The organism is Serratia sp. HMSC15F11 (assembly GCF_001808215.1).
GTDB classification, from domain to species: Bacteria; Pseudomonadota; Gammaproteobacteria; order Enterobacterales; family Enterobacteriaceae; genus Serratia; species Serratia nevei.
Map to the genome: position 1 here is coordinate 59498 of NZ_KV792450.1, position 12764 is coordinate 72261.

Below are 12764 nucleotides of genomic sequence, written 5' to 3' on the forward strand. Positions count from 1 at the left end.
ACATACAGCCAGTCACGCACCTGCGCGCCGTTACCGTATACCGGCAGCGCCTTGCCATCCAGCGCATTCAGAATAGTCAGCGGGATCAGCTTCTCCGGGAAGTGGTAAGGGCCGTAGTTGTTCGAGCAGTTGGTGACGAGAGTCGGCAGACCGTAGGTACGCAGCCAGGCGCGCACCAGATGATCGCTGGAGGCTTTGGAGGCGGAGTACGGGCTGCTTGGTGCGTAGGGAGTCGTTTCTGTGAACAGATCGTCAGTGCCGTGCAGGTCGCCGTAGACTTCATCGGTCGAAATATGGTGGAAGCGGAACGTCTGTTTTTTCGTTTCATCCAGGGTCTGCCAATAGTGGCGAGCCGCTTCCAGCAACGTATAGGTGCCAACAATGTTGGTCTCGATAAAGGCTGCAGGGCCGTCAATGGAGCGATCGACGTGGCTCTCCGCTGCCAGGTGCATCACGGCGTCCGGTTTAAACGCGGCGAACACACGATCCAGCGCCGGGCGCTCGCAAATGTCGACCAGCTCAAACGCGTAGCGGTCGCTGTCGGCGATCGGCGCCAACGACTCCAGATTACCTGCGTAGGTCAGGCTGTCCAGCACCAGAACGTGGTCGCTGGTATCATTAATGATATGTCGGGCAACCGCCGACCCAATGAAGCCTGCACCACCGGTAACGATAATTTTCATAAAATCCTCTAAAACAATGCCTAACTTTGTGGGAAAATTTTCGCATCAATTATGACTTGCCTGCAGAGTAATCTGTGGCCGAATGCAATAACGCACAAACCGGCAAGATAATAGTCTTTTCCACAGTGAATGGTCAGTGCCGCACATCATACTAGGGATGAGCATCCCTCGCTACATCCCCCTTTCCCCCGCGAAAATGCACATCGTTTCTTACACGAAAACCTTTATCGCAGCGCCGTAAGCCCCCCCTAAACCGCACACCTTAACCACCACCAGCCGCCGCTAGCGTTGGATAAAACAGGAAAAACGGGCTAGTGTGACCAACACGGAAAGAGAGACATCGAATTCGCTAAAAAGCGTCTGGCTTTATGGGATAACTCCCCTAGCAATCATGCTCAAACCAACATAAAAATTTGCCGTTTATCACGAAACCACATCTTTAATGAAAATAGTAGCAACGCGCCCAGCGAACCTGCCGGGGCATAGCAGCGCTTTCTTATTCAATCCTCTTTCTTCATTAACGGGCCCAGCTACAACGAGCCCAGCTACATTGGCGATCAGCGGTATCCTTGCGGGTTCTTTTGCTGCCAGTTCCAGGTATCGCGCATCATTGCATCAATGCCGCGCTGAACCTCCCAACCCAGCTCTTGCTTAGCCAAACGCGCATCTGCCCAGAACGCGGGAAGGTCGCCATCGCGACGCGGTAAAATTTGGTAAGGAACGGCGACGCCAGAGGCTTTTTCAAAGGCCTGCACCATCTCTAAGACGGAATACCCGACGCCGGCTCCCAAATTGTAAGCCTTGAACCCTTCGATGTTTCCCAAGTGTGCCATCGCCATCAGGTGGCCTTCCGCCAGATCCATCACATGGATATAATCGCGTACGCCAGTACCGTCTTTTGTCGGATAGTCTCCGCCGAACACGCCCAGCTTCTCCAGTTTACCGATCGCCACCTGAGAGATATAAGGCAAAAGATTATTGGGGATCCCATTCGGATCTTCACCAATCATGCCGGATTCATGCGCGCCAACCGGGTTGAAATAGCGTAAGGCGATAATGGAAAATTGCGGCTCCGCTCTGGCGAAATCCTGCAACACTTGCTCAACCATCAGCTTGGACGTGCCGTATGGGCTCGTCGTGCCGCCAATCGGCGTCGTTTCAACATAAGGAACCGGTGAGTGGGCGCCGTAAACCGTCGCCGATGAACTGAAGATAAATTGGTGCACGCCGGCGCGACGCATCTCTTCCAGCAGCACGAGGGTGCCGGCGACATTATTTTGATAATACTCAAGCGGTTTGCGGGTAGACTCCCCTACGGCTTTCAATCCCGCAAAATGGATAACGGCGTTAATCTGCTGCTCCTCAAAAATACGCCCGAGGCATTCCCGATCCAGAATGTCCCCGCGATAAAATACCGCAGCTTTGCCGGTCAACTGCTCAACGCGATGCAATGACTCTTCGGAAGCGTTGCAAAGGTTGTCCAACACGACCACCTCCTCCCCGCGCTCTAACAAGGTCAGAACTGTATGTGACCCGATATAACCCGCACCGCCCGTAACCAAAATAGCCATAACCACTCCTCTGATGCTTCGCGTTATACATTAGACATGCCCGCATCGCCCCGCATCTGCTGTTGTACTGTCTATTTGAAGCAAACGAGTTGGCTAAAAAACGGCCTTTCAGCCACCAGGCCGAGCTCAGGCGGGCAGTTTGGAGGCATACGATAACGCATCTGAAGCAACAATTCAGAAGTTAAGCCACATTTCAGAATTATTCTTAAGGCAGCGACAGCATGCTCTCGCCACAGCCGCGCATTTCGTCTGGCGACAGGAAAAAAATCCATAGAAAATAAATGGCTTTTGTCTAACTATGGGCGAGGCACGATATAATACGACGAGGTTCCCGGCACCGATCGGTACGGCCTCCTTGCCAATCAATAATGTGGTTTCCACTCTACTTTGGTTGGGGCGATTTGAATCGCAACCCATCGTATTTGACACTGAAGATAGAAACCCTCAGCTCCTTTCCTCAGCCAAAGGTTCCTGCGTCTTCATCGCGGGGAATACCAAGATCTTTATAGAAATTCCATTACCACCCAATACTGAAGAGCTGCAGAATGCCTTGATCATTGACGCTTTGTTCAAAAATACTGACTCCAACCATGAGTTCTGCTCCACCTGGCCAACTTTGCATGGAATAAATGCGACGCTAAAAAACGCCCCCCTCCCCCCAATAATGACAGCAGCGCTCGATGCGGATCGCATAACGTTGAGTTACACGCAAAATGCATGAGTCAATAAGAAAGTGAAGACCCATGATCTGCGTCCCTGTGCCTTGAATATGACACCAACTGACACATGTAATAACGATGTCGGGGTGAGCATTAACAGTCCCCCCGACATCCTCAGCAGTATTTCTACGCCTAACGCTGCCTTGCAAAATACTGCGCCACGCGCAGCACATCCTTCTCGTCCAACGTGCCGGAGTCGCTCAGCAGGGTAATCCAGGACTTAATGTAGTTGTACTTGGCAGAGGCCAGATCGCGCTGGGCGCTATAGAGCTGCTGTTCGGCGTTGAGCACATCGACGTTGACGCGCTGTCCCGCCAAAACACTCTGCCGGGTCGCCGTCACCTGCGTAGTCGCCGACTTCACCGCCAGCTCGTAGGCCGCCAGCTTGGCGCGACTGCTGATGCACAGGTTGAACTGTTTGCGCAGATCGTTCAGCGTCGAGCCAACCTGCGTGTCCATCTCGGCCATCGCCTGGCCGTAGCGTGCCGCCGCCTGCCGCGTTGAGGCCGCCACGCCGCCGCCGGAGTAAATCGGCAAACTCACCTGCACCCCGATACTGTCGGTGCGATATTTCTGGTTAACCGTGTTGTCGCTGCTGGAATCGTTCTCCGAATGCGAAGCATAGAGTTGCACACTCGGCATAAAGCCGGCGCGGTTTCTCTCTACCTCGTATTTTGCCGCATCGACGCCGTGGCGCGAGGCGGCCAGCACCGGGTTATTCTCCAGGGCGATCTTTTGCCACTCTTCGAACTTCGACGGGATCAGCGGTGCCACCTGGAACTTGCCTGGCCGTAAGACCTGCAGCTCATCCAGTTGATTCAACGGCACGCCGATGATCACCTCTAGCTCGCGCTGCGCGGCATCCAGCGCGTCGCGCGCCTCGATCACCTGCGCCTCTGCCAGGCTGTAGCGCGCCTGCGTTTCGGAAACGTCGGTCAACGTTCCCTCACCCGCGCTCATCAGCCGATCGTTCAACGCCAGCTGCTCTTTATAGGCCGCTTTTTGCGCCTCTGCCAGGGCGATTTGATCTTTGGAATAGGCCACTTCGACATAGGCGCTGATCACCCTCACCGCCAGATCGAGCAGTTTGCCGCGGTAGCGTTCATCCGACATCATCGTCTGCGCCACGCCGCCTTTGTAACGCGCATAGGCCTCATAATCGAACAGCGGCTGCGTCAACGTCACCGAGCTGGAGTAGCTGCGGTACTGCTGACGACGCGTCGCTTCCGTAATGTTGCCAGAGAAATCGCTTTGCGGGTACTTCTGCGTTTGCCAGTTGCGCGGCGAATTCTGGTAGTTCAGCGATACCTTCGGCAGCAGCCCCGCCCTGCCGATATTTTCGTTCTCATCTCCCGCTTCTTTTTCTTTTATAGCCGCCCGGAAGGTCGGGTCCTTTTCTAATGCCAGCGAATATGCGTCTAAAATCCCTATCGAATAAACCGGCGCAGACATCGCAAACAAAAGGGTGCCGATAACCAGACCGGCAGCCTGTCGTTTTGAATGAATCAAAATTATTCCTCGGTTAATGAAGTATGAGCGCGATCCAAAATAGGTTTAAACAGATAGCTCAGCAGCGAGCGTGACCCCGTTTTCACGAACACTTCCACCGGCATCCCCGGCTTGATGTCCTCGCCACTGAGCATTTTCATGCCCTCCGGCGAGACCGTGACCTGCATCTGGTAGTAAGGTTCGCCATTGGTTTTGTCGACCAGACGATCGGCGGAAACCAGCGTGACCGTTCCCGGAATTTTCGGGGTTTTGTTTTGGTTGAAGGCGGTAAACATCAGATCCACCGGCAACCCGTTGTACACCTTATCGATCAGGTCGACTTTGAGGCGAGAGTCCACCACCAATGTCGCCTGGCTGGGTACCACGTCCATCAGGTGGTCACCCGCTCCCACGACGCCCCCCTGAGTGAAGATATTCAATCCGACCACGGTGCCGTCCACCGGTGAGGTGATAGCGGTGTTGCCCAGATCGAAATCGGCCATTTGCAGCTTGTTGCGGAACTCGCTGGCGTCCATTTGGGTTTGCGCCAGCTGCGTTCTGACCTCGCGCTGATAGTCGGCAAAGCGCTGATCGATGCGTTGCTGAGATTCCTGCAGCTGCTTTTGCAGTTGGCCAATCCGCCCGACGGTTTCATCGATGCTGCTGTTCACCTCGGCGAACTGGCGCTGAATTTCCAGATAGCGGTTGCGCGGCAGGTAACCGTCCGCCGCCAGCTGTTTCATGCTGTTCATCTGCTCACGCAGGCTGGAGAGTTGGATCTGTTTGTTGGCGCGTGAGTCCTGCAGGCCTTTCAATTGGAAACGGATCCCGTCCATCGACTGCTTATAACCGTCAATTTCACTCTGCAACCCTTGGCGGCGGGAGGCGAACAGCTGCGTCTGCAGCGCAATGATCTCCGCGACACGCGGCTGATCCTTAACCTGAGCGAAAACAGGGGAAAAAGTGACCTTGCTCAGACCGTCCCGTTCAGCCAGCAAGCGTCCTTCGGTCGCCAGCGTGGTGTAATACTGATCGCGCAGCGAATCGACCTGCGCCTGTGCCTGCACCTGGCTCAGCTGCACCAGGACTTCGCCGGCTTTCACCTTGTCGCCGTCTTTCACCACGATATTTTTGATGATGCCGCTGGCCGGTGCCTGCACCGTTTTACGGTTGCCGGAAACGGTTACCGATCCCGGAGACGCGACCCCTTTGTCCAAAGGTGCAAACGCCGCCCAGGCCAAGAAACCGAACACGCCCACACCCAGCGCCAACCACCCGAGGCGGGTATAACGGCGCTCATCCAGCGGGATCTGTTCTGAGTACGAGTCATTCGGCTCGCCAATATGCGTAGACATACCAACTCCTTTGACTGCCGGCGACGCAACAGCGCCGCCAGGCCAGTTCACGGCTTAATTAATTTGAGTTTTAGGAATATCGCCTTCATCCGGCTCGGAGTTCACCGCATGCGCCGCTTGCGGAGGTACCTGCGCTTTTTGCGCATTCGCCAAGGCCTGCAGCACCTGCTGCGTTGGGCCAAACGCATTGACGTTCCCGTTAACCAGCAGCAACAGCTTGTTGGTCATCGCCAGCAGATTGGTGCGGTGCGTAATCAGGATCACCGTCTTATTTCGCTGTTTAAGGAACGTAATGGCCTGGTTCAACGCCCGCTCGCCGGCATCGTCCAGATTGGAGTTGGGTTCATCCAGCACGATAAGAGAGGGATCGCCATACAGCGCGCGCGCCAAACCGACACGCTGTTTCTGTCCGCCGGAAAGCCCGGCGCCTCCGCTGCCAATAACCGAATCATAGCCATTGGGGAAGCGCAGAATCAGCTCATGTACCCCGGCCAACTTGGCGGCCTCGATCACTTTCTCCGAGTCCAGCTCGTTGAAGCGGGCGATGTTCTCCGCGATACTGCCGGCGAACAGCTCAATATCCTGCGGCAGATAGCCGATGTAAGGCCCCAGCTCGTCCTTGTTCCACTGGTAGATGTCGGCGTTGTCCAGCCGCACGATGCCTTCGCTGACTGGCCAGATGCCGACCAGCAGGCGCGCCAACGTCGACTTGCCGGACGCACTTGGCCCGATAATCCCCAGCACGTCTCCCGGCTGAATCGCGAAGTTGACGTTATGCAGCACCGCGCTCCCCTTCGAGCCAGGCGGCGTCGCAGTCACCCCTTCAACTGAAATCACCCCTTCCGGACGCGGCAGCGACATGCCGGTACCGCGCGGCGGATGCTGCTCCAGCAAACGCACCAGGCGCTGGTAAGCCAGCTTGGCAGAGCTCCAGCTTTTCCAAACGTTGATCACCTGCTCGATCGGCGCCAGAGTGCGCCCCATCAAAATTGAACCGGCGATCATCATGCCCGGCGTGATGTGCCCATCGATCGCCAGCCAGCCCCCCAGGCCCAAAACCAGCGACTGGAGCGACAGACGCACAAACTTAGTGATCGATGTGACACGCGATGCCCGTTCGCTAGCGATGCGTTGGCTGTTCAGAAAGCGCTGATGCAGACCGAACCAACGCCCCTTCAGGTTAGGCAACATTCCCAACGCTTCGATCACTTCGGCGTTGCGCAAGTTGGTGCTGGCCAGGTTGCTTGACATGATTGAAAGCCGGCTGGCATCCGCCAGCGGCTTTTTCGACACCACTTCGTTGATCACCGCCAAGGCGATCAACAGTAAGGAGCCCACCAGTGCGAACAACCCCAGCCAAGGGTTAAACAGAAAAATCACCAGCAGATAGATCGGGAACCAGGGCGCATCGAAGAAGGCGAACAGCGCACTGCCGGTCAGGAATTGACGCACGTTGGTCAGATCGCTCAGCATCTGGCCGGCATCGGACGAGCCGTTTTTTAAATTCGCCTCGTAAGCCGCAGTATAAATGCGCGTATTGAGCCGCATATCCAGCTGACTGCCGATACGGATCACCACCATGCTGCGCACGTATTCCAGCAAGGACATCATGCCAAACATCCCCAGCATGATCAGCGTCAGCATTAACAGCGTGATTTCATTACGCGAAGGCAGCACCCGGTCGTAAACCTGGAGCATGTAAATGGAAGGCACCAACATTAATAGGTTAATAAACGCAGTGAATATACCAACGGTCCAGAAGACTTTACTGCGCGTGCGTATAACATCCGCTATTTCGTTGCGCGGGATAAATTGATTCACGTTCTGCCCTTACATCATGTGCACTGTCAGTCCAATCCGCATTGACCCCTTCCCTAAAGAAATTCCTAAAAAAGAATTACCCCGAGAAGACTCACCCCAAAGAAATGCCCGAGACTGCAGATACTTTGGTTAACTATAGGTAGAGAAAGTGAAAACCGGCAAGGTAGGTTATAAAAAAAAAACCGGCCACCACGCTTTGAAAAAGCATGGTAAAACAGAGTGATATGGGAAAACAAAGGCGGGAATGTAAGATAACGAAATGGAATAACTTAGAGAGGATGACACTGCTCACAAATTTAAATATGCGGGGGATTACGCCCCCGCATTATTTAATTCAAAATAGTTCCGCTCGGAATTATTTGTTATTGCAACCTTACCCTCAGGCGTAGTGCAGAGAATCCACCAATTGCTGGTGGTTCTGGCCCGTCAGGTAAATGACAGTATCGTTAGCATCCAGCGTGTGGTTATTGTTGTTATCAATAATCACGTAGGAGTCTGCCGTGTTGCCGGAGCCGCTGAACACCACCGAGGCCACGCCCACTTTTGCCGTCAGCGAGTTTGGATTGCTCAGGCCCAAGATGCCGCCCAACAGACCGACGACGCCGGTAGTCAGGCCGCCAACCAGCGACCCTAACAGCGCATCCAGCGTATCCGCCGGACGGGTACCGTAGTTCGCCACCGCGGTACCGGTGTTGGACAGGGTCAGACCGGAAGCCGCATCCACGATTTTGTCTTTCGCGGTGCTGAAGTCGGTGATGGTGACCCCCGCCTGCGAAGTACTGGATTTCAGATCGTAGATATTCGCGCCGTTACCGCCAGTCAGCGTGGTGTTACCCAGCACGTTGAAACTGTCGGCCTTTGATGTCCCTTCCACCGTCAGTTGGTAACCGTTCAGACCCAGCGTGTTCAGCAGCGGCGTCAGCAGCGCAGTGGTAGCCGCACTCAACGGCAAGGCTTTCAGCAGCTGTACGATAATGCCGTCACCGGTACCCGCATGGCTTGAATCCAGGTTCAAACCACCGGTATTGGCAGACGCATTGATGTCGCGCACGTTGCTGTAGCCCGCGCCCACGGTCAGATTCAGCGCATGATCGCCGGTCACGTTGATATTCTGAACCTGCGCATTGGTGCCAGCCAGAGACAGAATGTTGTTGAACGCACCGGTACCACCGGAAGCCACGTTCACCGTCGTCAGCGCGGTGCCCAACAGCGCACTGCTGCTGCTGTTCAGGCTGATGGCGCCGGCATTCACGTTCGCCGAACTCACCGCATCGAAGTTGATGTTGAAGTGGTCGGTGGCGTTTTGGACGAAGGTGAAGTTCAGCGTACTGGCTGAGGTTGCGTCGCCTTTCACTTCCAGCTGTGCGGCGTTGCCGCCAGCAGCGTTGATGACGTTGACGTTCGCCAGGCCGGAGATCACGAAGCCTTGCGTCCCCAGGTTGGTCGCCGCTGTGTTCTGGGTGACCGTACCGCCCGTAGTGCCTTCTACCGTAGACGTGCCGTTGGTCAGGCCAAAGTCGAAGGTGTTGGTTGGCGTAGTGACGCTGGTGGTGGTCGGTGAACCAATCAGCGGTGTCGTAATCAGCGTACCGACGGACTTACCGATATAACCGGTCAGATCAATCTGCTCAAAGTTCGAGAAGTTGTTGGCGTTGCTGGTCACGGTGCTGGTGCGAATGCCCAGGGCGTTCTGGTTAGTCACGACGGTTTTGGTGATGAAGTTGGCGGAGATGGAGTCCGTGCCGGTACCGCCGTCAGCCTTGACGGTATTGGCAACGGTGTTCGCACCGCCGGAAACCGCGTTACCTGCCCAGTGCAGACTGTCGTTGCCGGCGCCGAGGTTAAACTGCGCGGTACCGGTCGCGATGTTAGCCGTCGAAGTCACGACCACGTTGTCTGAACCGGAGCTGGCGTTCAGAATGACGTTGCCGTTGTTGACGGTGACAGCAACCCCAGGATTAACGCCGTTATCAGACAGGTTGACCGTTGCTGCGCTGGTGCCGTTGATGGTCAGGTTTGCCAGGTGATCGGCGAACTTCAGGTTGACCTGGCTGGCGGCATTGGCGTTCAGTTGAACATTCGTCAGTACTGCGGTTTCGGCGTTGCTGATTTGGTGGGAAGCGCCAGTGTTGACAGTTCCTGTCGCGTTGCCCCCAGCAGCCGTTGCCGTCAGAGATGCAGCGGTTTTATACAGCAGGCTAGTACCGATGTCATATTCAAAGCCATGCTGCTGAGTTACAGTTGTGGCGTCGGTGGCAGTTGAGTTGCGCAGGTCATTAATAATCGCAGTCGTGATCGCGCCTTTGTCGGTTAAACCGCTATACAGTGCAATTTGCGCTGGTGTAGCAGCAACACCGTGAACGCCAGTATATACGTGCTGAATGAAGTCAGTGCCGGTCAATTGAGCACCTTTTTTCTGAAACTCAACAGAGGTCAACAGTTTTGTGGTCAGAGAAGCAAAAGTGTTACCGTGCTTACCCAGATAATTACTCCAGTCGTCCAAACCTTGCGCATCAACATCACGTTGAGGTACAGCAAGATAGATGGAAGCAACCTGTTCACGAGCAGCCAAACCCGCCAGTTGACCGGCAGCATCAGGCTGAGTCTCAGTCAAGAAGAATTGCTGTGCAGCAGTATCACCGGAGCCCACAGTGCCACGCAATCCGGTAATGATATTGATCAATACATCACCTTTAGTACCGCCCCCGCTGAGAATTGCACTCAGAGCCGAGAACTCACTGTTACTTGGCGCGCGTTCATAGGCTTCATTAAACACCTTATTGATAAAATCTGTGTTTGATAACGAATTGAGCGCTGCTCGATCGGTAACAAATTTATTGGCTACTTGTGAGAAGGATTGCGCGGAAGTATTTATCTGCGTAGCTAGTGTAATAACCGTGCTGGTGACAGGATCGATGCCAGCTAGGTAATAGAGCGCCAATGCATCCGACACACCAGGACCAGAGCCAGCGGCGCTGGTACCCGGGAATAACACGTTGTTGAGTTGCGCATCGAAATTGCTCTGAGATGTCAGCGTACCTGTATCAAAACCGCTGTAGTTCAGCAAAGAATTAACGGCACTAGATATGGCATCATTCAAGGTGCTGCCGGCCAGAATCGCCTGCAGTTGTGCTGTAGTCGGAGAGCTGCCATAGACTGATGTATAGATACTCTGCAGTATTTCAACGTCTGTTTTTGATGCATAAAGCGCTTGCCCGGCACTGGAGGATAACAGACTCGAGATGTATGCCTGGGCCGTAGTCTGCCCTTTCTCTATTTGATTACCGACAGTGTCAAACACGCTTGGTGATGCATTTTGCCCAAGCACAGCTAAAAGAAGCGCCGCCGCCTCTTTTTGGTACACGAGAGAAGCCATAATCGTATCCTTAAACAAAATGGTTTTAGCTAGGCAAAATCAAATCTGATTTTAAAACCTGGCGTTAGCTATAAAAGTGTTACCGCACAGTTTGAATCCCGCGCGAAGAAACCCCCTTCCTTCGCATATAAAGAAAAGTTCAAAAAACGCAAGCTGTCAAGGAGATAGGATTTTTATTAACTAAAATCAAAATAAAAATAAAAACCAGAAAAAACAACAAATTAAAACCACTAAAGTGAATTACGTTAACATTAGATAGCAAATAATTAGCAACAAGCTAAAACCCTTTGCTCAATGTGATTTTTAACACAAACATTTGAAAAAATAAAAAACACAATAAAAGCAAACAATTAAAAGTGTGCATTTAAAATAACACGCAATGGATTTAGGCTATTGAGTCATTTAACATTCGAATCTAAAAAGCCAAAAAGCATTACCATTCAAATGGTTAATTTTATGACATAGAGAAAGGGCGATAGGAAACAGTTTTTTGTTAGGAATTTAAAGAGTAAAGAAGAAATAAAGATAAGGGCAGTGAATGTATCGGAAGTCAGAAATGAGGAGGGTTTTCAAAAAGCAGGGCAGTTAAGCAGAAAGGAAGAAGTGACGGCGCAGCATTTCGTACTGCGCGTTAAAAGTAATATGGTCAGCTTATTTTTTCTCAGTGGTGATATATGGCTTACATCTTGGATGGTAACCTTTGACAAAAGTAGAGATAATATGAACAACCAATGAAAAATCAAGACGAAGACTAGCGTGAACGAGTGACTTGATAAGACCTTTAATATAGGATTTATCGGGGTAGTGCCGTGCCGACAGTATAATGTCATACAAGCGTTCCCTTTTTGTATGCTCGCTCAATGTTCCTTTTTGCAAACGGGACAAAGAATGAGTTATAGAAGAAAAGCTCGTAAAGGTAAAAGGAACTCCTTTAGCTAAAAGTTTTCGTACGTTTCTGAACAAACTATAGTCTACGCCATACAACGCGTAGTGGTTATCAAACACAGGCACACAAGCAGTTCGGAATTTTTCAATAAATTTATGGGTCAGGACTAAACCTGAACCTATGGAGAAAACTGTGCCCGCATTAACAGTTCTGATTTCTACGACAGGAACGCCATCTTCGACCGGATACTGAACGCTTCCCGACTCAAGAGAGCCATCGGTTGCAACGATCTTAGGTACTTCAACGTCAAATGAAGCTCCAGTGTCAGCCAGACGGGATATAAAACTTTCCGTCACCTCAGTGTCATCATCGAGGAAAACATATTTTTGTGCATTGGAGTGCGAATCGATAAAGCTGTTATATGCAATACTAAGTGGCATGTTCTCAGTCTTGTTCAGCAACTCAAAAGAGCGAAAACTCGCGCTAAGATCATGATAAAAAAAATCACGATCACTTAAAGCCTCTGGCCCATTATTTATGACGACCAGGTCAAATAAAGAGCAATCAAATTTTAATAACGAAGACAGTGTAGTTGAGTCAACCAGCTCTTTTCCATAGATTATCACTAAAATGCAAACTTTTTCCGCGACAACATTCATTATTACCTCTCCAGAGAGAACCTATGTCCCTACCTTCTATTAGAATTAAATTGTTTCAAAACCATTAAAAATTTAACTTATTGATTGACAGGAGAAAAAATGAAAAATGAGATTGAATTAAATAGAGTTGCTGAACTTATCCTTGTACTCAACCATACTCTCAATAACACACTCATGGCCAGGCCAACAAGCTAACAGAGCGACGC

7 protein-coding genes are annotated in these 12764 nt (G+C 52.2%); all 7 read right to left on the reverse strand.

All coding sequences use genetic code 11. The features are described from left to right. Nucleotides 1-683, reverse strand: a 683-nt coding sequence (locus HMPREF3138_RS27125) for a GDP-mannose 4,6-dehydratase (protein WP_246828722.1), incomplete at its 3' end; no start/stop codon positions are given. Nucleotides 684-1240: 557 nt separating this feature from the next. Then, nucleotides 1241-2254 (reverse strand): UDP-glucose 4-epimerase GalE, encoded by a 1014-nt coding sequence (gene galE, locus HMPREF3138_RS10795; protein WP_038881055.1) that lies wholly within the window; start codon nucleotides 2252-2254, stop codon nucleotides 1241-1243. 851 nt (nucleotides 2255-3105) lie between these two features. Beyond that, a complete protein-coding gene (locus HMPREF3138_RS10805) occupies nucleotides 3106-4482 on the reverse strand; it encodes a TolC family outer membrane protein (RefSeq protein WP_047728088.1) in 1377 nt (458 codons plus the stop codon). A gap of 2 nt (nucleotides 4483-4484) precedes the next feature. Continuing rightward, a complete protein-coding gene (locus HMPREF3138_RS10810; RefSeq protein WP_038881050.1) occupies nucleotides 4485-5816 on the reverse strand; it encodes an HlyD family type I secretion periplasmic adaptor subunit in 1332 nt (443 codons plus the stop codon). Between the two features lie 54 nt (nucleotides 5817-5870). Continuing rightward, the gene (locus tag HMPREF3138_RS10815) at nucleotides 5871-7637 is read right to left on the reverse strand and encodes a type I secretion system permease/ATPase (protein ID WP_038881047.1); all 1767 of its coding nucleotides are present in this window, start codon (nucleotides 7635-7637) and stop codon (nucleotides 5871-5873) included. A gap of 379 nt (nucleotides 7638-8016) precedes the next feature. Next, the gene (locus HMPREF3138_RS10820; protein ID WP_038881044.1) at nucleotides 8017-11013 is read right to left on the reverse strand and encodes a beta strand repeat-containing protein; all 2997 of its coding nucleotides are present in this window, start codon (nucleotides 11011-11013) and stop codon (nucleotides 8017-8019) included. A gap of 651 nt (nucleotides 11014-11664) precedes the next feature. Then, a complete protein-coding gene (locus tag HMPREF3138_RS10825) occupies nucleotides 11665-12558 on the reverse strand; it encodes a glycosyltransferase family 2 protein (protein WP_038881042.1) in 894 nt (297 codons plus the stop codon). Between the last annotated feature and the right edge of the window lie 206 nt (nucleotides 12559-12764).